Source organism: Gluconacetobacter asukensis (assembly GCF_014174375.1).
Classification (GTDB): domain Bacteria; phylum Pseudomonadota; class Alphaproteobacteria; order Acetobacterales; family Acetobacteraceae; genus Gluconacetobacter; species Gluconacetobacter asukensis.
In genome coordinates, this window is sequence record NZ_JABEQE010000019.1 from 45,899 (window position 1) to 71,674 (window position 25,776).

A 25,776-nucleotide genomic window follows, 5' to 3' on the forward strand; every position below is an offset into this window, starting at 1 on the left:
GTCCAGAGATTTTCCATCAGATGCCGGTTGCGATAAGCCCCTTGTGGGCAGCCGACGGCAGGACGCGATATTATACGCCGTTCACGACATAGTCGCGCGATCCGGCCCATGTCAGGTCCCAGCTTGCGCCGGGGCGCACGTTCTGGATCGCCGAAGGATCGAAAACGACGAAGCATCGGCCGCCGGGCTGCCGCACGGACGGATAGATCAGGCCGCGCTCGCCAGCATGCTGGAGTTCTGTCGCCAGCTTCTGGCCAGCCAGATATCCGATTGCGGGATCAGGATGAAGGCACGGATGATCGGGTTCGTCCGTAATGTCAGGGAATTCTCCGATGAAATCGGCGTGCATTTCCACGTATCTGGCAGTGTTGTTGAATATTCCGATATATTCAAGTTCACGTGTTCTATGGAATGCCACTTCTGCCAATGCAGTCTCGACCGACCACACGCAATACCATGCCCCTCTCTGCTCGGTATTAAACCGGCTTCCGCCCGTTCTTGCATATGTAAAGGCCGCATTTATGTGGCTGTTGCCGTAGACTGTCAGTCCGTTATTTCTTCGTTGCCAGGAAAGCTCGCGATTATCGAGGCTGAGACTATGTCCCTCTTCGGCGCGTTGCCGTGCACTGGTCAATCCTTCAATCCGCGCCAGGACTTCCATCTCCGCGTCGCTATCGACAAGACCGCGTAGGGCTGGCGGCTTATGGTATGTCGCTGAAATGAGACGTATGAGCGCCCTGTCTTGAATGACGGTGCGCTTCATGCGCCCCCCCGCAACGCGTCGAGATAGCGGCGCGTATCGAGGAAGTGGGGAAGCCCGTATTCAATCAATGCATCGACCGGGCGCATTCCTTTGAACAGCGGGCCGTTGTTAGGCAGCGTCGGCCATCTTGCCGCGATGTCCGCATCAAAATAGAGGACCAGCGACTTGTATATGCCCACCAGGGCGCTGAGCCGAAGCATCTGGTCATGCGTAAGCGTGCCGGAGAAGCCCGGCTTCCGGGCGCGCTTCCAGGTGCTTTCGGACATGTCGCACAGGCGTGCGGCCTGCGGAACGGGCACGTTCCATCTGGTCATGATGCGATCTACGGCCTTGAGCGCAACGGCCGTCTCGCTCACCCCGTCTGCGCGGGTGCTTTCTAGTACGGCGTGCATCTGTGCCCCCTTATATTGGAAACATAAGATATGGTCATATGGTCGTGTTTACAAGTCCATATGAACTAACCCCGCCCCCAAAACGTCCAGGCTTCGTTGGTGAGAATCTGCATCGCATTGCATATCCCGGTTCTGGAGCCTTCTGAACAGCATCCTGCTCAAGGGCCATTCCCTGGTGCGCTGCTATGCCAATGCCATGCCCTTCGGGGGGTGGAAGGCATGCTGGTGTTCGAGACCGAGAAGGCCGCCGCCTGACGGCCAGCCCGTATCGTTCCATCTCGCGTGGAAACCGGCGGCAAAGCACCCTATGATCGCGCCGGCGCATCATCGCGCCGGGAAAGGACCGGTCCATGGCCGTTGCCGTGCTGCTGTTCGTGGTCGCTGTCGCCGCCTTTGCCCTGAGCGCGGTGTCGGGCGGTGGGGCCGGGCTGATGGTCATGCCGGTGCTGGGGCTGCTGCTGGCGCCGGCACAGGTGCCGGCGGCGCTGTCGGTCGGCACGGCGCTGAGTTCGTTCTCGCGCATCGCCTCCTTCTTCCGCTCCATATGCTGGGGGGTGGTGGTCCGCTTCGTGCCGCTGGCGCTGCCGGCCGCGTGGGGTGGGGTGTGGGCGCTCAGCCGGTTGCAGCCGGTCTATCTGGACCTGCTGCTCGGCCTGTTCCTGATCGGCAATCTGCCGTTCCTGCTGCGCCGGGGGACGCGGGGGTCGGGCGTCGTGCGGCCGGTCCGTCCCGCGCTGCTGCCCGTGCTGGGGGCGGCGGCCGGTTTCATATCGGGCTTTACCGGGGCGGTCGGGCTGCTGTTCAACGGGTTCTATCACCGGATGGGCCTGCGGAAGGAGCAGATCGTCGCCACGCGGGCAGCCAATGACGTGTTGCTGCATCTGACCAAGCTGTGGCTGTACCTTTCCTATGGCATGCTGACCGGGCCGGCGCTGCGGGCCGGCCTGGTGGTCGCGGCCGCCGCGATTGCCGCCACGCTGCTGATGCGCGTGCTGATCCATCGGCTGCATGACGATCTGTTCCGCCATGTCGGCCAGGCCGCCGCCTGCGCCGCCGGGGTGGCGATGCTGTTTCAGGCCGGGCAGCAGATCGTGCGGCAGGACCATATGGAAGCCCGCTATGCCACGCATGCGGGCGAGGCGGTGGCCATGCTGAGCTGGCGCCAGCATGTCTTCTCGGTCGAGCTCGAGAATCCGGGGGATATCGAATTCCGCCATGTCCACCCGGCATTCGGGTCGGGGCGGGTGCCGCGACAGGGCGAGGGGTGGTATCGCACCTCGGTCCTGCATCTGTCGCCGGCCCAGGGCATCTTCATCACGCGCCGCCTGTCGCGCGCGCGGCCGGCCTGAACGATCCGCCGGAGACCCTGCCGCAATGCATTTCATCCAGACCTTCAACGGGCCGGCCTTTCTCGACACGATCGTCAGCTACCTCTCCGCCTTTCTGTTCGGCACGCTGATCGGTGCCGAGCGCCAGTACCGGCAGCGCACGGCGGGGCTGCGGACCAATGTGCTGGTCGCGGTGGGGGCGGCGGCCTTCGTGGACCTGGCCCAGCGGATTGCCGGCGATGTGGAGGCCGTGCGGGTGATTTCCTACGTGGTGTCGGGCATCGGCTTTCTGGGGGCCGGCGTGATCATGAAGGACGGGACCAATGTGCAGGGGCTGAACACCGCCGCCACCCTGTGGTGTTCGGCGGCGGTGGGGGCCTGCACCGGGTGCGACATGGTGGCCGAGGGCGGGTTGCTGACGGTCTTCGTCATTGCCGGCAACACGCTGCTGCGGCCGCTGGTCAATGCCATCGACCGTATTCCGCTGCAGGGGCGCGGGGTGGAGGCGAGCTATACCGTCAGCCTGCTGACGGACCGCGCGCATGTCGACACGCTGCGCGACCTGCTGGTGGCGCATCTGGAACAGGCCCGCTTCCCCGTCGCCGACGTGGAGCTGACCGACCGGGGCGCGGACCAGGTGGAAATCGCGGCCACCCTGACCAGCACCGCCGTCGACAGGGCCGAGCTGCAGCGCGTCATCGCCCATCTGGGCACCACGCACGCGGTGGCGCACGCAAGCTGGCTGGTCACGCCTGAATCCTGACCGGGCCGGGCGGGCGCGCGAATCGGCGAGCAGGCCCGGCGGGCAGGGACCCGGGCGGCGGATCGGTGGCCGGCAGGCGTGCTCAAAACGGCAACAGACTGATGTTTCTTTTATCCTTGAGGTGCCTGCGGCGCCTCCGTAATTTCGACTCCGAACCGATCCGGGAGGCGATCATTCGTCTTTCGTAGTAAGACGGGCTATCAGGCTCGCCCGTCTCGGGATCATGCGTGGCGCGAACGCGCCCGGCACGAACCGGACGCGCGAAAGACGAAGTGAAAAGGATCGAGGAATGACGTATCTCTCCCGCATGCCGGGACTGCGGGGCCGGTTGCAGGCCATGACCTGCCTGGCCGGCGTGTTCTGTATCGCCACTGCGCCGCAACAGGGCGCGCGCGCCGCAACCGGCCAGCAGCATCATCGTCATGCCTCGACCACCCACCCGGCGACAGCCGGCGCGGCCCCGGCCGCCGCGCCGCAGGCCCCTGCCCGCGCCGTTCCGGCCGCGCGCACCCCGGTCCGCGCCGCCGCCCCGCGCGCCGCGACGGCGGAAGATATCTCGGTCACCTCGTCCCGGCAGGCGCTGAATGGCGGCGGCGGCATGATGCGGCTGGAGACGGCGCCGCACGCCGTGCAGACCGTCGCCAAGGAATATATCGACATGCGCGCGCCGACCAGCACGGCGCTGGACCTGATCAAGAACCTGCCCAGCCTCAGTGTCTCGACCCCCGACACGGCCGGCATGCAGGGCGGCATGATCCAGGTGCGCGGCCTGACCGACCTGGACATGGGGCTGATGGTGGACGGCGCCCCGGCGGCGGCGGCCAAATACATGGCCGAGGACATCGATTCCGAGAACCTGGAAGAGGTCAACATCACGCCCGGCAGTTCGGGGACCGACCTGCCCGTCATGTCCGCCGCCGGCGGCGTGATGGACGAGCGCAGCCACACGGCGGCGCAGAAGTTCGGCGGGCTGATGGATTTCTCCTACGGCACCAACAATCTGTCGCGCGAATTCCTGCGCCTGGAATCGGGTGAGATCGGCAATAGCGGCGTGCGCAGCTATCTCTCCTTCTCCAACACCCACAGCCGGTCGTGGATGGGATCGGGCATCAACGAACGCCACCATCTGGATTTCGGCATCCAGAAGGACTGGCAGAACGGTTCGACCGCCAAGGTGTTCGTGTCGTGGAACAATGAGAACTTCACGATCGACAATTACCCGACTGCGCAGGAATTCTACCAGTACAAGCATACCGGTCAGGGCTGGGGTCGGTCGGACAATCCCAAGAACGACAATTACTGGCAGAACAGCAAGGACCATTGGAACCAGGTCTTCCTGACCGCGCCGCTGCACCTTGTCCTGCCCGCGCGCTTCAGCCTGGATCTGCAACCCTATTTCAGCTTCGGCCAGGGTTGGGATGCCTCGCCCGCCAATCCGATCTCCAACGATGACGGCACGCCCTATAGCGGCCCGAACCTGACCGGCTTCTTCCTGCAGAATGACACCCGGCAGGTGGGCACGGTGGCCAAGCTGGGTTACCAGATCGACCCGCATAACGCGTTCTCGGTCGGCTACTGGTACGAAAACACCTATACGAACCAGTCCTATCCCAGCGGCAACACCAATGCCGACGGCACGCCGCCCAGCCCGTGGAACCTGTACAAGACCGGTGGCTTCACCTTCGGCCAGAACGCCGGATACGAGATCCATTCGCTGTTCATTCAGGATACCGCGAAATACCTGCATGACCGGCTGGTGATCCATGCGGGCTTCAAGTTCGCCATGATCAATAGCTGGACTGCCAGTTTCGCCAACATCGACGGCACCAAGGTGAAGGGTTCGGTCTGCGACAATAGCGACAACTTCCAGCATTGCAGCAATAACCGCACCGAGCCGCTGCCGCAGTTGTCGATCGGCTACACGTTCAACGAGCATCACCAGATCTATGTCAACGCCGAGGGTGATTATCGTCAGCCCAGCGCGGTGGATATGGGCTGGCTGCCGTCAGGCCCGAACTTCCTGAAAAACCAGTATTCCATCAAGGAAGAGCTGGGCTACCGTTATCACGACAAATACATCATCGCCGACCTGTCGCTGTTCAACTACAACGTCACGAACCGCATCGTGAACCAGTATGTGGGCATGAACAGCTTCTCGCCCATGTCGATCGGCAGCCAGACGATGCGCGGCTTCGACGCGATGATTTCGGGCCGTTCCATCCACGGCTTCAGCCCCTATGCGTCGTTCGAGTACCTGCACGCGACGCAGGACAGCAACGTGATGGACCCGTATACCAACACGCTGATCCATTCCAAGGGCACGCAGGCGGTGATGGCACCGCACATCATGGCGAATTTCGGCCTGACCTATACCTACAAGGGCTTTTTCGCCAATGGCAGCGTGCATTACACCGGCCCGCAATCGGTCAGCATCGCCGGCGACCAGCGCATGCCGGGTTATGTGACGGACACGCTGTCGCTGGGCTATCACTTCCCGGCGTTCCTGTTCGCGAAATCGCCGACCTTCCGCCTGAACTTCACGAACCTGACCGGCTCGATCGTTCGCACCGGGGCGATGGGCGTGGTGTATCGCGGCAGCGATCTGAACAGCCACTATGTCTATAGCGGCAGCGCGGCGCCCACGCTGGGCTACGGCAACTCCTTCATGGTCGAGCCGCGCTTTACCATGACGGGCACTGTCTCGACTGCTTTCTGATGATCCGGCCGGCCCTCCTGTGGGGGGCCGGTACGATTTTCAGTCGTGGCGTAGTGCGCAGGGCTCTGCCCTGTACCCGGAAGGGGGCGTGGCCCCCTTCACCCCCATTCGTTTGGCAAGTGTGCCGTTTGAGGACGGGTCGGTTCGTCTTCTTTTAAGTTTCCTTTCAGAAAAACAGAATATTATCCGACGTGGAATATAGTGTTCCGGCACTATGTCTTGCCACTTCTGGAGAATATCCCCTTGATTGATCGGCCTGTAAGGCTTCCGTGGATCGGGCCGCTGTATAGAGAAAACAGAGTTTTAATCATGGGGGAAAGCCATCATTGTGACATGGGAGATGAATACTCCATTGATTTGACCACCCGCGCTGTTCAGGAGGCAATAAATGGAACATTGCCGTCGTCATTCTTTGATAAGGTAAAGGACGCTGTACTAGGTGCCACGTCCGCAAACACGCCAGCGGGGCAGTTCTGGGGTCAGTTTGCCTTTGCCAATTTCTGCCAGGGGGCGGTTGTCCGGCATGCTGGTGAAGCGCTTCAGCAAGCCTCTCCCGATATGTTTCGCGCAGGTGAACTGGCCCTGCCTGTCATTCTGTCCCTGCTCAAACCGAGAAAATTTCTACTCTTTTCCAAAAGAGCATGGACGAAATATACCAACGATATTCCAGCGGTTTCCCGGCATGGGCCAGGCGTAACAATGATGTGCCCTGATGGGAAAAAGGCAGATACCTATTTTTATGCGTCTGACGCATTATCTTTTTCCGTCGACTGCCTTGCCGTTCATCATCCGTCTTCCTGGACGCGCCAAGGAAAAAAATCCGATTACTGGAGCCCTGTCATCCAATCTTTTCTGGATAGTGACCCTGCCTATCCTTGATTTGACTTCCCCATGTATGGAAGAGCCAGAAGCGTTGCCGATGCCCGAAAGTATCGGCGCAGGAGCTTTATACCCAGCGCATTTGGAAGATTCCGGCCAAGCGGCCGACGAACTACAGTAACTCCGTCCTGACACCAATATGCGGTCCAGCCTCCGCAAGGCGGCGGTCCAGGGTGCAGAGTGTCGTTCCGTGGTCCGCGCAGATGGCGAGATGCAGTGCATCCCCTGCCCGCAGGCCCAGAGCATATTGGTCTGAAAACCGGGCTGCCGTCCTGAATTGCTGGCCTGTTATGGGCAGTGTCTCGAAGCTTTCGGTGGAAAGGCGCGTAAACAATGCCAGAGCATTCGCGCGGTCCGTCACCGTGATCTGGCCGGTTCGCAGCTTTATCGACAGTGCCGAGGAAAACTCCGTAAAGACCCAGTCACTGATGAACAAATCCTCCGGCGCCTGTCCCGCGAGCCACGATTGCATACGGGCGGTCTGTGACTCGTTGGTCAACGCTGCGACCAGCACCGATGTGTCAATATAGAGGCTCAATAGCGTGCTTCGTCACGCATGGTCCGCACTGTTTCAGCGGCTGACTCGGCTTGCCGGGTCATGTTTTCCGTCAATGAGCGTAAAGCATTCAGATCAACAGGTTTGCGGTCGGGCACGACCCTGGTGATCTGTGCAACGACCTTGCCACGACGCTTGATGCGGACGGGCTCGCCCTCCATCGCCTGCTCGACCAGGCGGCTCAGATGGGCCTTGGCGTCCACCAGATTCACAGTCTGCATCGCCCGCTCCTGACCATTAAACTGGTCACTTGATAGCACGGGCGGCCTTTTCGGCGCATCAAGATTTGATAGTGAAGCGCAAACCCGTCAAATCAATGTCTGCCCCCATCAAACTGCCTTAAGAAAAGCCGGTTTCCAAAGGCCGCCGGCCTTTGGTGGGGTTCGGGGCAACGCCCCGAGAAACCCGCCGGTCCGGTCATGTTTTCAATAGCCGGTATAGCGGCCCGGGCGGTGGAAGGTGGCGACGACGCCGCTGATGGCGATGGCGCTGATGGCGGACAGGCCGACATGGGGGAGGTCGATCTTGAGGGTCGACATCGCCAGGATGAGGCAGTCGATCGCGAGTTGGACCTTGCCGACGTTCCAGCCCCGGTTCTTGTAGAGCCACAAAGTGACGACGCCGGTGCCGCCGACGCCGGCCTGGTGGCGGGCGAGGGAGAGGATGCCCATGCCGATGACGGTGCCGCCGAAGAAGGCGGCCCAGAGGGGGGCGATGAAGCCGAGTGTCATGATGTGGGGGAACAGCAGGGCGAACAGGGTGACGCTGCTGCTGACGAGGAAGGTCTTGACCGTGAAGGCCCAGCCCATCGTGCGGCTGGCGAAGATGAGGAAGGGGATGTTGATCAGCGTGAACAATGTGCCCGCCGAGAGCGGCAGGACGTAGGAAAGCAGCAGCGCCACCCCGGCCACGCCGCCGGTGACCAGCCCGGCGCGATGCAGGCAGGCCAGGCCCAGCACGATCAGCGAGCAGCCGATCACGAGCGCGTAGGCGTCCTCGAACAAAGAGTGGCGGAGGGCGGTGGACTCGCGGGAGGACGGGCTGGGCATGGCGGCCATGGGTCAGGATCAGGGGAAGGGGCTTTTCCTAGAAAGCCCGCTTCGGCCTGTAAAGGGCGGCCGCACGGCAGCCCTCAATGCGTGGCGCGATCGATCTCGCGGCCCAGTTTTTCGGCCGGTCCCTTCGGCGGGTCCACGGTGTCCTGCACCTTGTTGCCCAGATTGTCGATCTTCTGGCCCAGTGTCTCGGGCTTCTTCTTGCACCCGGTCAGGACGACGCAGCACAGGGCGGTGGCAAGTGCGGCGCGGGCGAACAAACGCATACGAAATCCCCTTGTTTTTCGTGAGGATACAACGTCTTCGGCCGCCGAAGTTTCCGGGCCCCGGTCAGGGGCCGGGCGTGGCGGCGGGGGGTGGTGCGGGTGGTGTATCGTCCTGCTCCTGCACCTCGACATCGGCCAGGCGCGACTGGGCGAGGCTGAGGGCGGCCGAGGCCGGGGGGCCGGCATCCGGCTGGACATCGGAAAAATAGAACATGCGGGTGGGGAATGCGAACAGCACCCGGCGCCCGCGGAAGAAATCCATGCCCAGGATATTGAACTGCGCGTCGGTGACATCGGCGGCCAGCGTGTCGCCGTGCCAGGTGCCGATGACGGGATGGGTGAAGCGGTGCCGATGGCCGATGATGGCGTTTCCGGCCTCGGTGCGCGAGCGCGGGTCGTCGGCCAATGCTGCCTCCCCTACCCCGATATCGGCGGCATCGGCCGCGCGCACGATCGAGGCGTTGGAGCCGGGTTCGACCTGCATGCCGATCGGCGCGCCGTCGATCGCAACCTGGACCGTGACGGCCATGCCCAACGGGTTGGGCATCAGCAGGGCGGTATAGGCGTGCGCGCCCACCAGCGCCGGCAAGGGTGGACAGGCGGCGGCCCCGGTTTCCTTGAACAGGGTGACGGTCTGGCCGGGGAAATCCATCAGCACGTCGTAATTGCCCAGGATATCGTAGCCCACCACGCCCAGCACCGGCTGGCCCGCCACCTTCCTGTCGCCGATCTGCCCCAGGATCACGGCCGGGACATGGTGGGCCGAGCCGCGATCGAGCTGGAGCCGGTCGACGACGGTCTCCCTCGTCTCGCCTGCGCCGGTGACCGTTTTCATCTGCAACGACCGGCCATGGTCGTAGCCTATGCCGGGCCGTTCGAAGACGCCCAGCATCTCCTGCGACAGGCTGAGGAAGGCCATGCCCTCGGCCGCGTTGAGCGTGACCGGCACGCCGGGGCTGCCCTCGCCCGTCAGCAATGGCAGCGACAGGACATGGGCGATGCAGCGGCCGTTCTGTGGCGCGGGGGGTGGGGGATCGGTCGCGCCCACAGGCGGCGAGACGGGTTGCCCGTAGGCGGCCATCATGGGCCAGGGCAGCATCGCCGCCAGCAGGAGCGGCAACGGCGTGAAGCCGGAGCGGGCCGCACGCCGCCATGCCGACATCAGCGTTTGCCCATCATCGTTCCGCCACGCCCTGCCCCACCATGCAGCGATTTCACCGCATCACGAGAAGGGCCGGCGGTCGAGATGGTAGCGGATCTCGGTGAGCACGCGCGCGATCACCTCGGCGGGCGGGCCTTCGCATTCCACCGTCAGCGCGTGTTCGTCGGGTGTCGGCACTTCCAGCGCGGCAAGCTGGCTGGGCAGCAGGGTGGGCGGCATGTAGTGGCCCTGGCGGCGGGCCAGCCGCGTCTCCAGGAGCGATTTGGGCACATCCAGATAGATGAACGTCACCCGGCCTGCTCCCTGGCGCAGGATGTCGCGATAGGAATGTTTGAGCGCCGAGCAGGTCAGGATGCCGCCGCCGCCATCGGCCAGCCGCTCCACGATCCAGGCGTGGCAAAGCGCCAGCCACGGCAGGCGATCTTCATCGGTCAGGGGGATGCCGGCCGCCATCTTGTCGACATTGGCCTGGGGATGGAGGTTATCGCCTTCCTGATACGGCCAGCCCAGCAGATTGTGCAGCCCCTCGGCCACCGAGGTCTTGCCGCTGCCGGACACGCCCATCAGCACGATGACATGGGGGGGAATCCCCTCCGCCACCGGCAGCGGCGCCTGCCGCTCCGTCTCCGGCGCGCTCATGCCGCCACCAGGCGGGTCAGGCCCTGACGGCCGGCCACGATGACCTCAGACGTGCGATGGACGAACAGGCCGCTTTCGATCACGCCGACAATATCGCCGATCGCGGCCTCCAGCGCCCTCGGGTCCTCGATCGGGCCGAAGGTGCAGTCCAGGATCAGGTTGCCGCCATCGGTGACGAACAGCTCGCCGTCGCGCTTGATGCGCAGTGCCACCCGCGCGCCGAGCTCGCCCAGTTGCCGTGCCGTGCTTTCCCAGCCGAAGGGCGTGACCTCGACGGGGACCGGGGAGCGGCTGCCCAGATGGTCGACCAGCTTGCCCTCGTCGACGATGACGACGAAGCGCCGGGCGGCCGCCGCCACGATCTTCTCGCGCAGCAGGGCGCCGCCCAGGCCCTTGATCAGGTCCAGCGAGCCGCGCTCGACCTCGTCCGCGCCGTCGATGGCGAGGTCGAGCTGGGCGTGAGTGGAAAAATCGACCAGGGTGATGCCCAGCGCCCGCGCCTGTTCCGCCGAGCGTTCGGAGGTGGGAATGCCGACGAAGCGCAGCCCGTCCGCCCAGCGCCGGCCGAGCGCGTCGATCATCAGCGCCGCCGTGCTGCCCGTGCCGAGGCCTACGGCCATGCCGTCCTGCACCATCGCGGCGGCTTCTTCGGCCGCCCTGCGTTTCAGTTCACCCATCGGGTCTGAATTCTGGCCGCTCATCCTGTTCCCTTTCCGGAACCTGCCGGCGGTACCGGCGGTTCTCTTATCCTTATCCAATTGCCCCCTGGCTGCGGGGAGCGGTGATCGTCATACGCCAGCAGCCGCCTTGTCCACCAGCCAGGTCAGGTCGCCCTCGGTCGTGATGTGGCTGGCGGGTTCCACCGGATCGCCGGCGCGTACGCGGGCAAAGACTTCGCGCTTGCCCGCGCCGGCCAGCATGAAGACCACGTGCCGGCTGGAATGGATCGCCGGATAGGTCAAAGTCAGCCGGGTATGGGGGGCGTCGTCGGGCACGCAGGTGGACACCCACAATTTGCGCTCCTGCAATACCGGCTGGCGGGGGAAGAGCGAGGCGGTGTGGCCGTTATCGCCCAGCCCCAGCAGCACGACATCGAACAGCGGGCGGCCGGGTTGCAATTCCGCAGCGCCGTACAGTGCCTGCAAGGCCGCCTGGTAGCGCGCGGCGGCATCGGCCGGGTCGCCGTCGGTGGGCATGGGATGCACCTGGGCCGGCGGAATGGCGACATGCGACAGCAGGGCCGCCTGCGTCATGGCGTAATTGCTGGCCGGATCGGCAGGCGGCACGAACCGCTCGTCGCCGAAGAACAGGTGGGTGCGCGCCCACGGGAAGCGGGTGGCATAGTCCGCCGAGCCCAGGATTTCATACAGCCGCTTGGGCGTGGACCCGCCGGACAGCGCGACCACGAACGGACCATCCGTCTTGGCCAGCGCCTGTTCGGTCAGCCATTCGGCCACATGGTGGGCGATCGCCTCGCCATCGTCCAGCACGACCACCCGGCCGTTCGTCACATCATGACCCATTACAAATCCTCTCCGAGAATATAACGCTCGACCCCCACCGCGAACCCTTCCTCCTCGGACGAGGTGGTGACATGGGTGGCCTGCGCCTTGACCTCATCCGACGCCTGGCCCATCGCGATGGACAGGCCGCTGGGGCGGAACATCAGCACATCATTGGGCTGGTCGCCCAGTGTGGCGATCTGTGCCGCCGGGATGCCCAGCAGCCGCACCAGCGCCGCCACCACGCCGCCCTTGTTGGCATCGTGGTGCGTGACATCGACATAATAAGGCTGGGACCGCGCGGCCGAGGCCGCATCGCCCAGCGCCTGTTGCAGGTCGTGCTCGACCCGCTTCATCAGGTCCAGATCGTCGGACACGCCGGTGATCTTGACCACCTGATCCAGCGCCGCGCCCACATCCGCGACCCTGGGCGGAAATTTCACCGTCCATTGCTCGCGCGCCACATGCGGGGCTTCGGCATTGGAGACGATCCAGTCATTGCCGTTATAGACCCAGGGATCGACCTTGTGGTCGCGCAGGATCTCCAGCGTGCGGCGGGCGACGTCGGGGGTGAGCGTGTGGGATTCGATCACCGAATAATCGGGGCGCACGATCATGCCGCCGTTGAAGCCGGCAATCGGCTGGTCGATATGCAGCGGGTCGATGACCATCTTCATGCCCAGCGGCGGGCGGCCGCTGGTGATGGTGAAGAGGATATCCTTCTCGCGCAGCCGCTCCACGGCACGGATCGCGCGCGGGGTGAGGATCTTTTCGCGCGTGACCAGGGTTCCGTCGACATCGGCCAGTACCAGCCGGATGTGATCCGCGCCCATACGTTATTCTCCGTCCTTAAGGTCGGGCTCTGCCCGAACCCGGAAGGGGACAGTCGTCCCCTTCACCCCTGTTCGTTGCCCGACAACTGGTTTCCAAAGGCGACTGCCTTTGGTGGGGTGCGGGGCAAAGCCCCGCGAATCAGGCTCGTGGAAGAACATAATCGTGCATCGCCTGGGCCCAGCCGCTTTGGGTGTTGGCGCCTGTTACGAAGTGGGCGTGCGTTTTCACTGCGTCGGGCGCGTTGCCCATGGCAATGGCGACGCCGGCTTCGTCCAGCATCGGCACGTCGTTGTTCATGTCGCCGATGCAGGCGACCTCGCTGATATCGACTTCCATCAGGCGGGCCAGTTCCATGGCCGCGTAGCCCTTGTTGGCCTGGGGGTGGGTGATATCGAGATAGTAATCCGACGACCGATGCACGCTGGCATGGCCGGCCAGGAGGGTGGCCAGCCGGGCCTCGGCTTCGGCAAGGCGGGGATAGTCCGCCGAGGCGCCCATGATCTTGCCGACATCATGATAATGGCCGGTGAAATCGGGCACCACCACCGGCTCGGTCTGCACCGTCTCGCGCTCGCGCGCCACATAGGGGCCGTGGGGGTCGGTGATCAGCCAGTCGCGGCCGATGAACAGCCAGGCGCTGACCTCGTCCTGATGCAGAGCGCCGACGGCCTCGCGCGTTGTAGCCGGGGCGAGCGACAGGCGGGAGAGGATGGTGCCGTCGGGCCGTGCGACCAGGCCGCCATTCAGCCCGGCATAGGGCGTGTCGATGCCCAGCGGGCCGAGGAACATCTCCATCCCGCGCGGGGCGCGGCTGCTGACCAGGCACAGCGTGATGCCCGCCGCGCGCAGGGCCCGCGCGGCCTCCAGCACCGGGTGGGTCAGGCGCTTGTCGGGCGTGACCAGCGTGCCGTCGATGTCGGAGACCACCAACCGGACACGCCCGGACGGGCCGGGACGCTGCGGCAATCCGGGCGCGCTCATGCGCCCAGCGCCAGCCAGTGGCGGCCGTCGCGGGCCAGCAGGGCGTCGGCCTCGACCGGGCCGGACGAGCCGGCGGCGTAGGCGCAGAGCGGCGCCGCGCCGACATGCGCGCCCCAGTCCAGCGCCGGCTGGACGACCTGCCACCCGGCTTCGATATTGTCGGCGCGCTGGAACAGGGTCGCGTCTCCGATCAGGCAATCGTAGATCAGCGTTTCGTAGCCGGTACTGGGCCCGTCGCTGAACCATTCGGAATAATCGAACTTCATCCGCACCCCGCCCAGGCGCACGGTGGGGCCCGGTACCTTGGCGCCGAATTGCAGCGTCACGCCCTCGGTGGGCTGGATATGCATGGTCATGATGTTGGGGGTCAGCCGCTCGACCGGCGTGTCGCGGAACAGCGCGTAGGGCGCGTGGCGGAAGTGGATCGCGATCTCGGTCCGGCGCTCGGCCAGGCGCTTGCCGGTGCGCAGGTAGAACGGCACCCCGGCCCAGCGCCAGTTATCGACCGCCAGCTTCATCGCCACATAGGTTTCGGTCTGCGAATCCGGGGCCACGTCGGGCTCGTCGCGATAGGCGGGCACGTCCTCGCCGCCCAGCATGCCGGCGACATACTGGCCGCGCACCACGTCGTCGGCGCCCACGCAATGGGCGGCCTTCAGCACCTTCGATTTCTCGTCGCGCACCGCGTCGGCGTCGAACGAGACCGGGGCTTCCATCGCCGTCATGGCCAGGAGCTGCATCAGGTGGTTGGGCACCATGTCGCGCAGGGCGCCCGTGCCCTCGTAGAAGCGGCCGCGCCGTTCCACGCCCACGGTTTCGGCCGCCGTGATCTGGACATGGTCGATATTCTGGCGGTTCCACAAGGGCTCGAAGAACCCGTTGGAGAAGCGCAGGGCCAGGATGTTCTGGACCGTTTCCTTGCCCAGATAATGGTCGATCCGATAGATCTGCCGCTCGCGCAGCACGCCCAGCAGGCGGCGGTTCAGCTCCCGCGCCGATTGCAGGTCGTGGCCGAAGGGTTTTTCGACGATCACGCGGCGGAAGGTGCCGTTGCCGTTGGCCTCGGTGACCAGGCCGGATTCACCCAGGCGGTCGCTGATGGCGCCGAAGAAGCGGGCGGCGACGGCCAGGTAGAACACGGCATTGCCCGACCCGATCCGTTCGCTGAGGGCGGCGTAGGTCGAGGCTTCCTCGAACGAGCCGCGCAGATAGGAAATCCGGCTGCTCAGCCAGGTCCACATATCCTCGCGCAGGGTGGTGGCCGCCGTGCCGCGCCGGGCCACGAATTCCTGCAATGCCTCGTTGAACTGCGCGCGCAGCACCTCGTCGGACAGATCGGCCCAGTCCACGGCGACGATCGAGAATCCCTCATCCAGCAGTCCGGCACAGGCCAGATTGTAGATGGCGGGCACCAGCAGGCGCTTCGTCAGGTCGCCGCCGCCACCGAAGATGACGAAGACGCATGGCGGGGCACGCCGTGGCGGAGGGCTGCTCCCTTCGATCTCGGAGGACGCGGACGCGATGATTCCATCCATATGGGGCGTTTCCCTGCACTGTTTCCATCTGATGTTGTGGACACTGAGGGTTCTGCTAAGGATCTCTTCTTTTTCTGAAGAAAAAGAAGCAAAAAGACTTTTATACGTTCGGGGACATCGTGTGTCCCCAGCACAAGGCTGCTGAACGAATCAAAAAGTTTTTTGGTTCTTTTTTTCAAAAAAGAACGAAGACCGCCGCCCCTTCGTCGTTGGTCCACAACATGATCATTCTTCTTCTGCCTGCCTGTGGAACGCATTCCACAGGCAGGAGCTTACCGTTCCTGAAAGACTGGTCTTACTTTTTCTCGACATGCCCGCCGAAGCCGAAGCGCATGGCGGAGAGGATCTTCTCGGCGTAGTTGTTGCCGGTGCGCGAGCGGAAGCGCGTGAACAGCGAGGCGGTGATGACCGGGGCCGGCACCGATTCCTCGATCGCGGCTTCGAGCGTCCAGCGGCCTTCGCCGGAATCCGCGACTTCGCCGGTGAATTCGGACAGTGACGCGTTCTTGGCAAGCGCCTCTGCCGTCAGGTCCAGCAGCCAGGAGGAGACGACGCTGCCCCGGCGCCAGACTTCGGCGATGTCGGCCATGTTCAAGTCGAAGCGCTGGTCCTCGGGCAGGAGCGGCGAGTTCTTGGTCTTCATGATGTCGAAGCCTTCGGCGAAGGCCTGCATCATGCCGTATTCGATGCCGTTATGGACCATCTTCACGAAATGGCCCGAACCGGCGGGGCCGCAATGCAGATAGCCCTTCTCGGCGCGGGGATCGAGGTCCGGCTTGTCGCGGTCGGGGGTGGGGGGCACGTCGCCCTTGCCCGGCGCCAGGGCGTCCAGGATCGGGTCGATATGGTCGGCCGAATCCTTGGTGCCGCCGTACATCATGCAATAGCCGCGCTCCAGGCCCCACACGCCGCCGGAGGTGCCGACGTCGATATAGTGAATGCCCTTTTCCGCCAGCTGGGCGGCGCGGCGGATATCGTCCTTGTAGTAGCTGTTGCCGCCGTCGATCAGGATGTCGTCGCGGCCCAGCAGGCCGGCCAGTTCCTGCACCGCTGCCTCGGTGATCTCGCCGGCGGGCAGCATGACCCACACGATCTTGCGCGAGGCCGTCAGCTTGCCCACCAAGTCGGCCACGCTGTCGGCGGCGATGCCGCGCCCGCCTTCGGTCCGGTCGCGGACCTTGCCCACCGTGGCGGGATCGCGGTCGAACAGGACCACGTCATGCCCGTGGCGCGACAGGCGGACGGCGATGTTGCCGCCCATGCGACCCAGGCCGATGATGCCGATTTGCATAATGTTACGTCTCCATGGCGCGGTACGACGCCGCGCATAAGCCAGCCCCCGGACGCGTCTTCATGAAACCGGGGGTGCCCCGCCCGCGTGGCGGGCGGGGCCGTCCAGATGTCAGAGGGCGGCGCCGATCGCCTGGCCCAGCGCCCGCAGGCCCGATGCCAGATCGCCCGTGATATGCACCCGCAGCGCGCGCCGGCCGCGTTCGGCCAGGACGTCGAAATCGCCCCGCGCCTGCGCGGCCTTGACCACGCCGAACGTGTATTTCTCGCCCGGCACCGGCAGGTCGGCCACATCGTCCGCCGTGATCTGCAGGAACACGCCGCTGTTGGGCCCGCCCTTGTAGGCCTGCCCGGTCGAATGCAGGAAGCGCGGCCCGAATTCCGCCGCCGTCGCCACCTTCAGCGCGTCGCGGATGGTCAGGCGGGTGGCCTGAATCCATTCGATGGTGGCGGCATCACGCTCCACATAGGCCAGCAGGCCGACATACTCGCCCGCGCCGACCCGGCCGAAATGGGCCTTGAGGATGTCGGCCGTCGAGGCCCCCTTGAGCGCCGCCGCATTGGCCGCGTCGGCGAAGAAGGCAAAGGCGCCGTCGGTCGCGAACGGGGTTTCCGCCGGCAGGGTGCCCGTTTCGTTATAGGCGGTCGTCAGCTTCTTGGTTTCGACCTTCGAGGCTTCGACATCCGGCTGGTCGAACGGGTCGATCCCCAGGATCGAGCCGGCAACGGCGGTGGCGAATTCCCAACGGAAGAATTCCTGCGCGATCTGGCGCGGATGGTGCAGCGTGATCGTGACCACCGGCTCGCCGGCCGCGACCAGGGCGCGGATCGCCTCGTCCTGCTCGGCGTCGGGCTTCGAGGCCAGGCGCAGATAGGCGAAGACGCGGTCCTTGCCGTACAGCGCGGGCGCGCCCAGCGTTTCCTGATCGATCGGAACCAGACCCTTGCCGATCTTGCCGGTCGATTCCGCGATGAGCTGTTCCAACCACGCGCCCAGATCGTAGATGCCGGGCGAGGCGACGATGGTCACCTTGTCACGGCCGAACTGCGTGGCGGCGACACCCAGCACGGTGCCCAGCAGTACGCCCGGATTGAGCGTCGGCGGCACCGAGGCGGCGGACGCGCGGGCACCATAGAGCGCGCTGTCCAGGAATTCCTTGAGCGCCACGCCGGAGGCGGCGGCCGGGACGATGCCGAAATTCGACAGCACCGAATAGCGGCCGCCGATTTCCTTCTCGCCGTAGAAGATCTTCCAGAACCCGTCCTTCTTCGCGACATCTTCCATGTGCGAGCCCGGATCGGTCACCGCCACGAAATGGCTGCCCACCTTATCGCCCAGCACCTTCTTCGCGGCTTCGAAGAAATAGGCCTTGAGGATGTTCGGCTCCAGCGTGCCGCCCGATTTGGACGAGACGATGAAGAGCGTCTTCGCGAGGTCGATCTTCTTTTCGAACGCGCGGATCTGCTGCGGGTCGGTGCTGTCGAGCACGTAGAGGTGCGGGAATCCCTCATGCTTGCCGAAAGTCTCGGCCAGCACTTCCGGACCGAGGCTCGATCCGCCCATGCCCAGCAGCAGGATGTCGGTGAAGCCCTTTGCCTTCACCTCGGCCTGGAAGGCTTCCAGCGCCGGCAGGTCGGCCAGGCGGTCATCGACGATGCCGAGCCATTTCAGCCATTTGGCCTCGTCCTTGCCGGTCCACACCGTGGCGTCGCGCGCCCAGAGGCGGCGGACGGTGCCGTCCTGGCGCCAGGATTCGAGGCTGGCCTTCACTGCCGTGTCGATCTCGGCGGGCAGGTCCAGCTTCGTGTCGGTCAGATGCTCGCCCAGCAGCGCGTTCTGCTTGCGCGCGACCGTGCCCAGCAGGTCGTCGAACGCATCGGCGAACGAGGCCACGCCTTCATCGACCAGCGTGACGGTGACGCCGGCCAGGTCCAGCCCCAGGCGCTCGGCCTCGGCCAGCACGTGGCGCGCGCCCTCGACATCCTCGGTCAGCGAGGCGCGGGCCTTGCCGTGGTCGCGGAAGGCGTCGAACGTCGCGGGCGGGATGGTGTTGACCGTCTCGGGCCCGATCAGTTCCTCGACATACAGCACGTCACTGTAGGCCTTGTCCTTGGTGCCGGTGCTGGCCCACAGCAGGCGCTGCGTCTGCGCGCCCAGCGCCGCCAGTTTCTGCCAGCGCTCGGACTTCGTGACGTCCTGCCAATGGACATAGGCAAGCTTGGCGTTGGCGATGGCGACCTTGCCGCGCAGGGCCTTCAGGGCCTCGGCGTCCTTGTCGCCGGCGGCCACGCGCTGGTCGATCTTCTTGTCGATCTTGCCGTCGATGCGGCTGACGAAGAAGGAGGCGACGCTGGCGATGCCCGAAACCGGCAGCCCCTTGGCGTGGCGGTCTTCCAGGCCCGCGATATAGGCTTCCAGCACCGATTTGTAGGCGTCGAGCGAGAAGAGCAGCGTGACGTTGATGCTCAGCCCGTCGGCGATGACGGTGCGCACGGCGGGCGCGCCCTCGTCGGTGCCGGGGATCTTGATCATCAGGTTATGGGCATCGACCGCCTTCCACAGGCGGCGGGCCTCGTCGACCGTGCCGTGCGTGTCGCGCGCCAGATAGGGCGAGACTTCGAGGCTGACATAGCCGTCCAGGCCCTTGGTGGCCTCATAGACCGGGTACAGGACCTTGGCCGCCGCCTTGATGTCGTCGATGGCCATGGTCTCGTACAAGGTGCCGGCATCGACGATGCGATGGGCGAGGATGTCCTTGTATTGCGGGTCGTAATCCGTGCCCTGGCCCATCGCCTTCTGGAAGATGGCGGGGTTGGAGGTCACGCCCTTCAGCCCGTCCTCGTCCACCAGCTTCGTCAGGCTGCCGTTCTCGGTATAGGACCGCTGGATGAAGTCCAGCCAGGGGGACTGGCCGAATGATTCAAGCGCCTTCAGCGGATTGGCGCTGCCCTGCACACCCGCCTTGTTTACGACGTTCATGGTGTTGCTCCTTCAGATTCATGGCGGGCGATGGCCGGCGCCGGGCCGGCCATCCCCGTCTCTTTCCGATCAATCCGGGCCGGGCCGCCCCCTCGCCTGGGGCGGCCACGGGTGATCATTTGGCCAGCAGCGCGCGGGCCTGTGCCAGCACGGCGTCAACCGTGAAACCGAACTTCTTCATCAGGGCGCCGGCCGGGGCGGAAGCGCCGAAGCCATGCATGGCGATGATCGCGCCCTGCAGCCCGACATAGCGGTCCCAGCCGATCGGCGACGCCATCTCGACCGCCACGCGGGCGGTGACGGAGGGCGGCAGCACGCTGTCGCGGTATTCCTTCGGCTGGGCCTCGAACAGGTCCCAGGACGGCATGGACACCACGCGCGCCTTCACCCCCTCGGCCTTCAGCGTCTCGTACGCCGCGACCACGAGGCTGACCTCGCTGCCGGTCGCCATCAGGATGATGTCGGGCGTGCCGTCGCTGTCGGCCAGCACATAGGCGCCCTTGGCCAGGCCGGAGGCCGGGGCATAGACGCTGCGGTCGAGCGTCGGCAGGTTCTGGCGGCTGAGGATCAGTACCGACGGGCGGTCGGTCATCGGGATCAGCGTGCGCCAGGCCTCGGCGACCTCGTTGGCGTCGGCGGGGCGCAGGGTAGTCACGCCCGGTGTCGCGCGGAGCTGCACCAGTTGCTCGATCGGCTGGTGGGTCGGGCCGTCCTCGCCCACGCCGATCGAATCATGGGTGAAGATATACACCACCGGCTGGTGCATCAGCGCCGAGAGGCGGATCGGCGGCTTCATGTAATCCGAGAAGATCAGGAAGCCCGAGCAATAGGCCCGGATGCCCGCCAGCGAGATGCCGTTGCAGATCGAGCCCATGGCATGCTCGCGCACGCCGAAATGCAGGTTGCGCCCGCCATAGGTGCCGTTCCATTCCGGCGGCTGGAACGCGCCCGCGCCCTGGAAGGTCAGGTTGGTCTTGGTCGAGGGCGACAGGTCGGCCGAGCCGCCGATCAGCCACGGCAGGTTCGGCGCGATGGCGTTCAGCACCTCGCCCGAGCTCTGGCGCGAGGCCACGCCCTTGGCGCTGGCCTCGTAGGTCGGGATGTTCTTGTCCCAGCCGGCGGGCAGGCGCCCGGTCAGGATGGCGTCCAGTTCCTTCGCCAGATCCGGGTATTCCTTGGCGTAGGCGGTGTACAGCGCCTTCCACTGCGCGCTGGCCGCGGCGCCGCGGGCACCCAGCCCCTTCTGGAAACAGGCCTGCGCGCCGTCGGGGACGTAAAACGTTTTCTCTTCAGGCCAGCCGTAAGCCTTTTTGGCGCCGCGAATCTCCTCGTCACCCAGCGGCTCGCCATGGGCCGAGGCGGTGCCGGCTTTCTTGGGGGCGCCGAAGCCGATGACGGAGTGGACGATGATCAGGGTCGGGCGGCTGGTTTCGGCCTTGGCGTCGGCCAGGGCGGCCAGGAACGCCGCCTGGTCGTTGGCGTTGCCGACTTCCAGCACGTGCCAGCCATAGCCCTCGAAGCGCTTGCCGACATTCTCGGTGAAGGCGATGTCGGTCGAGCCTTCGATCGAGATCCGGTTGCTGTCGTAGATCCAGGTCAGGTTGCCCAGCTTCAGGTGGCCGGCGGTCGAGGCGGCCTCGCTGGCCACGCCTTCCATCATGTCGCCGTCACCGCAGAAGGTGTAGGTGTGATAGTCGAACAGGTCGAAGCCCGGCTTGTTGAAGCGCGCGGCCAGCCATTTCTCGGCGATCGCCATGCCCACCGAATTGCCGCAGCCCTGGCCCAGCGGGCCGGTCGTGGTCTCGACGCCCGCCGTGTGGTGGTATTCCGGGTGACCGGGGGTGCGGGAGTCAAGCTGGCGGAACTGCTCGAGATCTTCCAGCGTCAGCGCCGGGGCGTCCAGCACCTTGCCGTGCTTCACGTCGCGCACGCCGGCCAGGTAGATCAGCGAGTAGATGAGCATCGACGCGTGACCGATCGAGAGCACGAAACGGTCGCGGTTCGGCCACAGCGGATCGGCCGGGTCGTAGTTCAGAACGTTCTGCCACAGCGCAAAGGCGGGGGCCGCCATGGCCATCGGCGTGCCCGGATGCCCCGAGTTCGCCTTCTGGACGGCATCCATCGACAGCGTGCGAATGGTGTCGATGCACAGCAGGTCCTCGGCGGACGGCCCAGCCGCCCCACCCTCGAACGCCCGGACGGGCTGGGTGATCATAGAACGCATTAAACCATCTTCTCCGTATGGGGGTGACCCTGTCTCGCTCATCTGACCGGGCTCCGCGCCCGACAACCGCGCCATGCGACAACGCGCATGACAGCGGACAAGCTTCGTCACAGATGGACGGGCGATGACCCGTCCATTGGGACCTTATTCTTCATATTTTTGTCATCCGGGTATGGTCTTGACAGTCAGACCGGATGAAAGAACCGGGGCAACCTTCTCACGGTCTCCCCTCCCTGGGCAAGTCGCCTCGCAACGCCGGAGCGGCCGCAGGCATTAGAGCGCCCCTGCGCGGCAGGTTTCCAGTACCGGATATTCACGAATTCTCGACCGTTTTTCCGAAACACGGATTTTCCACGCGAGGCCGGAGAGGCCATAAGAGAATTTGGGCAAAAGGAGACCGCCTATGCCGCCATCCCCCCTTCCGAGGTCGGATCATTGCGATGGGCGCCGATTCTTCAACCCGTCCTCCATCCTGCCCGTGCCGCCCCGCGCCCGGCATGTCGGGCTGGGGGAGATCCTGCGCTGGCAGTGGCGCCGGCGGCGGCTGCCCGCCTGGTCCCCCCCGCCCCTGCCGCCGCCCGTGGGCGACCCGCATGCCCTGCCCGACCCCGGCACCGCGCATGTCACCTTCATCGGGCACAGCACCTTCCTGCTGCGCCTGCCGCGCGCCGACGGCACGGTGCTGACGGTGCTGACCGATCCGGTGTTCTCCGACCGCTGCTCGCCGGTCCGCTGGGCCGGGCCGCGCCGCGTGCTGCCGCCGGGGCGCGGGCTGGACACCCTGCCCCGGGTGGACCTGGTGCTGGTGTCGCACTGCCATTACGACCATCTGGACCTGCCCAGCCTGGCCGCGCTGGGCCGCCGCGACGCGCCCGCCGTCATCACCGCGCCGGGCAATGCGCGCCATATCCGCAAGGCGGGCCTGCGCGACATCGTGGAATGCGACTGGTGGGAGAGCCATGATGTTGGCGGCATGCGCATCACCAGCACCCCGGCGCGGCACGGATCGGCGCGGACGCCCTTCGACGCCAACCGGGCGCTGTGGTGCGGGTTCGACATCCGCCCGGCCAGCGGGGGGCCGGCGCCCTCGGTCTTCTTTGCCGGGGACAGCGGGCATGGGCGCCACTGGACGCAGATCCGCGCGCGGCTGGGCGCGCCGGACATCGCGCTGCTGCCGGTCGGTGCCTATGACCCGCGCTTTCTGATGGAGCCGGTGCATGTCACCCCCGAGGAAGCGGTCTCGGCCCTGATCGACCTGGAGGCCGGGCAGGCGGTGGGCATGCATTACGGCACCTTTCGCCTGACCGACGAACCCTATGACGAGCCGCTGCGCCGACTGGCCGTCGCCCGTGCGGCCGCCGGGCTGGCGGCGGAGCGGTTCGTGGAACTGGGCCATGGGGAATGCCGCGTCATGGCCGCCGGGCGGGCCGTCATGCATCGCGGCCTCGCGCCACAGGGCGCCAGCGGCTAGAACCCGATCCAGATGACCCGCAGCGAGGCCGCGATGACCCAGACCGATCCCGAAACCCCGATTGCCCCGGTGGATGAAGACGCCGCGTCCTTCACCCCCGAGCAGATCGCCCGCCTGTTCCTGGACGCCGCGCGCGACGGCCAGGCCGACCTGGTGGCCAGCTTTCTCGAAGCCGGGATGGACCCCGATACCCGCAACGAGCGCGGGCATTCGGCGCTGATCCTGGCGGCCTATAACAGCCATGCCGACACCGTCGCCGCCCTGCTGGCCGGCGGCGCCAGCGTGGACCTGCGCGACGACAAGGGGGCGACGGCGCTGGCCGGCGTGGCCTTCAAGGGCGATCTGGCGGTGGCGCGGCAGCTGATTGCGGCCGGGGCGGCGATCGATGCGCCGAACCATGCCGGGCGCACGCCGCTGATCTTCGCCGTGATGTTCAACCGGGGCGCCATGGCTGCCTTCCTGCTGGAGAGCGGGGCCGACCCCGACCTGCGCGACGGCGAGGGCAACAGCGCGCGCCTGCTGGCGGCGCAGTTGGGCCTGGCCGAGGTCACGGCCCTGATGCCCGCCGCCTGACCGCAAAATGCGCGCTGGCGGCGATCCGACGTGTGTTTCCTGCGCTTCGCGGCACTCTCGCTCACCAGCCCACATTTGCGGTCAGGCTGTGGCACGCATGCCGGACGGGCCGTTTCCGTCCGGCGCCTGTTGGATTACAACGAACGCGGCCCGGCACCCTGCCGGGCCATTTCCATGCCTAGCGTCAGCGGAACCCGTCATGAGCCGTTTCTGGAGCCCGATCGTCCACAGCCTGACGCCCTATGTCCCCGGCGAGCAGCCGAAGCTGGCGAACCTGATCAAGCTCAACACCAACGAATCGCCCTATGGGCCGTCGCCCGCCGCGCTGGCGGCCATTCGTGCCGCCGCCGACGACACGCTGCGCCTGTACCCGGACCCGGCATCGGACCGGCTGCGCTCTGCCATTGCCCAGGCGCATGGGGTGGGGATGGAGCATGTCTTCATCGGCAACGGGTCGGACGAGGTGCTGGCCCATACGTTCCAGGCGCTGTTGCAGCATGACGCACCGCTGCTGACGCCCGACATCACCTACAGCTTCTATCCGGTCTATTGCGGGCTGTACGGCATCGCGCACGAGCCGGTGCCGCTGGATGAGGCGATGCGCGTGGACATGGAGGCCTATCGCCGCCCCTGCGGCGGCATCGTGCTGCCGAACCCCAACGCGCCCACCGGCATCGCGCTGGGGCTGGACGAGATCGCGACCCTGCTGCGCGCCCACCCCGAGCGGGTGGTGGTGATCGACGAGGCCTATGTCGATTTCGGCGCCGACAGCGCGATTCCGCTGGTGCGCCAGCACCCCAACCTGCTGGTGGTGCGCACCCTGTCCAAATCGCACGGTCTGGCGGGGCTGCGCGTGGGCTATGCGATCGGCCAGCCGGACCTGATCGAGGCGCTGAACCGCGTCAAGGACAGCTTCAATTCCTATCCGCTGGACCGCCTGGCCCAGGCGGGCGCGGAAGCGGCGATCGCCGATCGGGAATGGCTTGCGCGAACCACGGGAAAGATCATAGAAACGCGAAGCGGGCTGGTCTCCAGCCTGAAGAATCTGGGGTTCGAGGTCCTGCCCTCGCAGGCGAATTTCGTGTTCGCCCGCCACCCTGATCGTGACGCCGCTGCCCTGGCCGCCGCCCTGCGGGAGCGGTCGATCATCGTGCGTCACTTCAGGACACCCCGGATCGCGGAATGGCTGCGCATCACGGTGGGCACCGATGAGGAATGTCGGAGCCTGGCCGAGGCGTTGAAAGCCATCCTGAACCGAAACGCGGACTGACCGCCGATCCGCCACCGGATACGGGCCCCTGGCCCCCGGTGGGGGCGCCGTGCGGCCAGGGACTTCTTGTACCCGCTTATGGCCGTTCGCGCGTCTGGCGCGTTTCTTTATCTCTGCCCGGGCCCGCCCGGCCGTTTTTCATTTTTTCACATGGACACCACCATCATGCGCGCATTTCACGGCCAGATGTCCGACAACCAGCCGATCCGGCGCACGCACGCGGAAAAGCAGAAGCAGCTGCGCGACCTGCGCGAGACGCTCGCGACCATGAAGTCGCACACCGCCCCCACCCTGCGCGAGAGCGTGCAGAAGCGCATCCGCCAGCTTGAAGCCGAGCTGGCCGCCGCCCCGGTGCTGAAAGAATCCAACGCCGGTCCGCGCAACCCGCGCCCCGAAGGCCGCGGCCCCCGCCCGACCGGCGGCACGCCGCGCCGTCCGCGTTCGATCTGATACCGGCTGACGCTTGGGTTAGCCCCGGCAAGGGCCTTGCCCCATAGGCGCGAAGTTAATATTTTCTGAGGTCTTGAGCTTGTGAGCTTCGCTTTCTGACGGGTTGTGCCTGTCTTCGTCGAAAGCGCTGGATGACGTCATGTCTGT

23 protein-coding genes and 1 pseudogene are annotated in these 25,776 nt (G+C 65.7%); 8 read left to right on the top strand and 16 right to left on the bottom strand.

Annotated elements, in window-relative coordinates; all coding sequences use genetic code 11:
• Positions 1–70: 70 nt before the first annotated feature.
• Positions 71–763, bottom strand: coding sequence for an RES family NAD+ phosphorylase (locus HLH35_RS16715; protein WP_182980221.1), 693 nt, complete (start codon positions 761–763; stop codon positions 71–73).
• Positions 760–1,119: an antitoxin Xre-like helix-turn-helix domain-containing protein gene (locus HLH35_RS16720; protein WP_338029381.1), complete on the bottom strand. Its 360-nt coding sequence runs from the start codon at positions 1,117–1,119 to the stop codon at positions 760–762. Before HLH35_RS16720 ends, HLH35_RS16715 begins: the two co-directional genes overlap by 4 nt.
• Before the next feature lie 386 nt (positions 1,120–1,505).
• On the opposite strand from HLH35_RS16720, the gene HLH35_RS16725 reads away from it, so the two are divergent.
• The 4 genes from HLH35_RS16725 to HLH35_RS16740 all read left to right on the top strand — a co-directional run bounded on the left by HLH35_RS16725 (position 1,506) and on the right by HLH35_RS16740 (position 6,841).
• On the top strand, positions 1,506–2,504 hold the full coding sequence (locus HLH35_RS16725; protein ID WP_182980223.1) for a sulfite exporter TauE/SafE family protein: 999 nt from the start codon (positions 1,506–1,508) through the stop codon (positions 2,502–2,504).
• A gap of 25 nt (positions 2,505–2,529) precedes the next feature.
• Positions 2,530–3,246, top strand: coding sequence for an MgtC/SapB family protein (locus HLH35_RS16730; RefSeq protein WP_182980224.1), 717 nt, complete (start codon positions 2,530–2,532; stop codon positions 3,244–3,246).
• Between the two features lie 289 nt (positions 3,247–3,535).
• Entirely contained in the window at positions 3,536–5,962 is a 2,427-nt protein-coding gene (locus HLH35_RS16735; protein WP_182980225.1) for a TonB-dependent receptor, read from the top strand.
• A gap of 243 nt (positions 5,963–6,205) precedes the next feature.
• A complete protein-coding gene (locus tag HLH35_RS16740; RefSeq protein ID WP_182980226.1) occupies positions 6,206–6,841 on the top strand; it encodes a hypothetical protein in 636 nt (211 codons plus the stop codon).
• A 112-nt stretch (positions 6,842–6,953) separates the two neighbouring features.
• Here the strand turns inward: HLH35_RS16740 and HLH35_RS16745 are convergent, their stop codons facing one another.
• The 14 genes and pseudogenes from HLH35_RS16745 to tkt all read right to left on the bottom strand — a co-directional run bounded on the left by HLH35_RS16745 (position 6,954) and on the right by tkt (position 21,865).
• Positions 6,954–7,379, bottom strand: coding sequence for a type II toxin-antitoxin system VapC family toxin (locus HLH35_RS16745; protein WP_182980227.1), 426 nt, complete (start codon positions 7,377–7,379; stop codon positions 6,954–6,956).
• Complete coding sequence (locus HLH35_RS16750) at positions 7,376–7,618, bottom strand: type II toxin-antitoxin system Phd/YefM family antitoxin (RefSeq protein WP_182980228.1); 243 nt, start codon at positions 7,616–7,618, stop codon at positions 7,376–7,378. Before HLH35_RS16750 ends, HLH35_RS16745 begins: the two co-directional genes overlap by 4 nt.
• A 204-nt stretch (positions 7,619–7,822) precedes the next feature.
• Positions 7,823–8,455, bottom strand: a complete 633-nt coding sequence (locus tag HLH35_RS16755; RefSeq protein WP_246385177.1) for a YitT family protein — start codon at positions 8,453–8,455, stop codon at positions 7,823–7,825.
• Between the two features lie 74 nt (positions 8,456–8,529).
• On the bottom strand, positions 8,530–8,718 hold the full coding sequence (locus HLH35_RS16760; RefSeq protein WP_182980229.1) for a hypothetical protein: 189 nt from the start codon (positions 8,716–8,718) through the stop codon (positions 8,530–8,532).
• 265 nt (positions 8,719–8,983) lie between these two features.
• Positions 8,984–9,880: pseudogene (locus HLH35_RS16765) on the bottom strand (retropepsin-like aspartic protease); the annotation flags it as partial.
• A gap of 60 nt (positions 9,881–9,940) precedes the next feature.
• Positions 9,941–10,519: a gluconokinase gene (locus HLH35_RS16770; RefSeq protein ID WP_182980231.1), complete on the bottom strand. Its 579-nt coding sequence runs from the start codon at positions 10,517–10,519 to the stop codon at positions 9,941–9,943.
• Positions 10,516–11,220: a ribose-5-phosphate isomerase RpiA gene (gene rpiA, locus HLH35_RS16775; RefSeq protein ID WP_182980232.1), complete on the bottom strand. Its 705-nt coding sequence runs from the start codon at positions 11,218–11,220 to the stop codon at positions 10,516–10,518. Before rpiA ends, HLH35_RS16770 begins: the two co-directional genes overlap by 4 nt.
• A gap of 87 nt (positions 11,221–11,307) precedes the next feature.
• Entirely contained in the window at positions 11,308–12,042 is a 735-nt protein-coding gene (pgl, locus tag HLH35_RS16780) for a 6-phosphogluconolactonase (RefSeq protein WP_182980233.1), read from the bottom strand.
• Positions 12,042–12,854 (bottom strand): Cof-type HAD-IIB family hydrolase, encoded by an 813-nt coding sequence (locus HLH35_RS16785; protein ID WP_182980234.1) that lies wholly within the window; start codon positions 12,852–12,854, stop codon positions 12,042–12,044. Before HLH35_RS16785 ends, pgl begins: the two co-directional genes overlap by 1 nt.
• Before the next feature lie 139 nt (positions 12,855–12,993).
• On the bottom strand, positions 12,994–13,836 hold the full coding sequence (locus HLH35_RS16790) for a Cof-type HAD-IIB family hydrolase (protein WP_182980235.1): 843 nt from the start codon (positions 13,834–13,836) through the stop codon (positions 12,994–12,996).
• Complete coding sequence (zwf, locus tag HLH35_RS16795) at positions 13,833–15,371, bottom strand: glucose-6-phosphate dehydrogenase (RefSeq protein ID WP_182980236.1); 1,539 nt, start codon at positions 15,369–15,371, stop codon at positions 13,833–13,835. Before zwf ends, HLH35_RS16790 begins: the two co-directional genes overlap by 4 nt.
• A gap of 295 nt (positions 15,372–15,666) precedes the next feature.
• Positions 15,667–16,662, bottom strand: coding sequence for a phosphogluconate dehydrogenase (NAD(+)-dependent, decarboxylating) (gene gnd, locus HLH35_RS16800; protein ID WP_182980237.1), 996 nt, complete (start codon positions 16,660–16,662; stop codon positions 15,667–15,669).
• A gap of 111 nt (positions 16,663–16,773) precedes the next feature.
• Positions 16,774–19,641: a bifunctional transaldolase/phosoglucose isomerase gene (locus tag HLH35_RS16805; protein WP_182980238.1), complete on the bottom strand. Its 2,868-nt coding sequence runs from the start codon at positions 19,639–19,641 to the stop codon at positions 16,774–16,776.
• Positions 19,642–19,756: 115 nt separating this feature from the next.
• Positions 19,757–21,865 carry a transketolase gene (gene tkt, locus HLH35_RS16810; protein WP_182980239.1) on the bottom strand — a complete coding sequence of 703 codons (2,109 nt, stop codon included), beginning with the start codon at positions 21,863–21,865 and terminating at the stop codon, positions 19,757–19,759.
• A gap of 403 nt (positions 21,866–22,268) precedes the next feature.
• On the opposite strand from tkt, the gene HLH35_RS16815 reads away from it, so the two are divergent.
• The 4 genes from HLH35_RS16815 to HLH35_RS16830 all read left to right on the top strand — a co-directional run bounded on the left by HLH35_RS16815 (position 22,269) and on the right by HLH35_RS16830 (position 25,629).
• Positions 22,269–23,336: an MBL fold metallo-hydrolase gene (locus tag HLH35_RS16815; RefSeq protein WP_182980240.1), complete on the top strand. Its 1,068-nt coding sequence runs from the start codon at positions 22,269–22,271 to the stop codon at positions 23,334–23,336.
• Positions 23,337–23,369: 33 nt separating this feature from the next.
• On the top strand, positions 23,370–23,909 hold the full coding sequence (locus HLH35_RS16820) for an ankyrin repeat domain-containing protein (RefSeq protein ID WP_182980255.1): 540 nt from the start codon (positions 23,370–23,372) through the stop codon (positions 23,907–23,909).
• 199 nt (positions 23,910–24,108) lie between these two features.
• A complete protein-coding gene (gene hisC, locus HLH35_RS16825) occupies positions 24,109–25,179 on the top strand; it encodes a histidinol-phosphate transaminase (protein WP_182980241.1) in 1,071 nt (356 codons plus the stop codon).
• 165 nt (positions 25,180–25,344) lie between these two features.
• Positions 25,345–25,629, top strand: a complete 285-nt coding sequence (locus tag HLH35_RS16830; RefSeq protein WP_182980256.1) for a hypothetical protein — start codon at positions 25,345–25,347, stop codon at positions 25,627–25,629.
• Positions 25,630–25,776: the final 147 nt, after the last annotated feature.

Bases quoted from the DNA above. Each gene is read 5' to 3' on its own strand.
- HLH35_RS16735 (WP_182980225.1), top strand. From the start codon at position 3,536: ATGACGTATCTCTCCCGCATGCCGGGACTGCGGGGCCGGTTGCAGGCC.
- HLH35_RS16715 (WP_182980221.1), bottom strand. From the start codon at position 763: ATGAAGCGCACCGTCATTCAAGACAGGGCGCTCATACGTCTCATTTCA.
- HLH35_RS16760 (WP_182980229.1), bottom strand. From the start codon at position 8,718: ATGCGTTTGTTCGCCCGCGCCGCACTTGCCACCGCCCTGTGCTGCGTC.
- hisC (WP_182980241.1), top strand. From the start codon at position 24,109: ATGAGCCGTTTCTGGAGCCCGATCGTCCACAGCCTGACGCCCTATGTC.
- HLH35_RS16830 (WP_182980256.1), top strand. From the start codon at position 25,345: ATGCGCGCATTTCACGGCCAGATGTCCGACAACCAGCCGATCCGGCGC.
- HLH35_RS16730 (WP_182980224.1), top strand. From the start codon at position 2,530: ATGCATTTCATCCAGACCTTCAACGGGCCGGCCTTTCTCGACACGATC.
- gnd (WP_182980237.1), bottom strand. From the start codon at position 16,662: ATGCAAATCGGCATCATCGGCCTGGGTCGCATGGGCGGCAACATCGCC.
- pgl (WP_182980233.1), bottom strand. From the start codon at position 12,042: ATGGGTCATGATGTGACGAACGGCCGGGTGGTCGTGCTGGACGATGGC.
- HLH35_RS16790 (WP_182980235.1), bottom strand. From the start codon at position 13,836: ATGAGCGCGCCCGGATTGCCGCAGCGTCCCGGCCCGTCCGGGCGTGTC.
- HLH35_RS16785 (WP_182980234.1), bottom strand. From the start codon at position 12,854: ATGGGCGCGGATCACATCCGGCTGGTACTGGCCGATGTCGACGGAACC.
- zwf (WP_182980236.1), bottom strand. From the start codon at position 15,371: ATGGATGGAATCATCGCGTCCGCGTCCTCCGAGATCGAAGGGAGCAGC.
- tkt (WP_182980239.1), bottom strand. From the start codon at position 21,865: ATGCGTTCTATGATCACCCAGCCCGTCCGGGCGTTCGAGGGTGGGGCG.
- HLH35_RS16805 (WP_182980238.1), bottom strand. From the start codon at position 19,641: ATGAACGTCGTAAACAAGGCGGGTGTGCAGGGCAGCGCCAATCCGCTG.
- HLH35_RS16750 (WP_182980228.1), bottom strand. From the start codon at position 7,618: ATGCAGACTGTGAATCTGGTGGACGCCAAGGCCCATCTGAGCCGCCTG.
- HLH35_RS16755 (WP_246385177.1), bottom strand. From the start codon at position 8,455: ATGGCCGCCATGCCCAGCCCGTCCTCCCGCGAGTCCACCGCCCTCCGC.
- HLH35_RS16820 (WP_182980255.1), top strand. From the start codon at position 23,370: ATGACCCAGACCGATCCCGAAACCCCGATTGCCCCGGTGGATGAAGAC.
- HLH35_RS16815 (WP_182980240.1), top strand. From the start codon at position 22,269: ATGCCGCCATCCCCCCTTCCGAGGTCGGATCATTGCGATGGGCGCCGA.
- HLH35_RS16770 (WP_182980231.1), bottom strand. From the start codon at position 10,519: ATGAGCGCGCCGGAGACGGAGCGGCAGGCGCCGCTGCCGGTGGCGGAG.
- HLH35_RS16725 (WP_182980223.1), top strand. From the start codon at position 1,506: ATGGCCGTTGCCGTGCTGCTGTTCGTGGTCGCTGTCGCCGCCTTTGCC.
- rpiA (WP_182980232.1), bottom strand. From the start codon at position 11,220: ATGAGCGGCCAGAATTCAGACCCGATGGGTGAACTGAAACGCAGGGCG.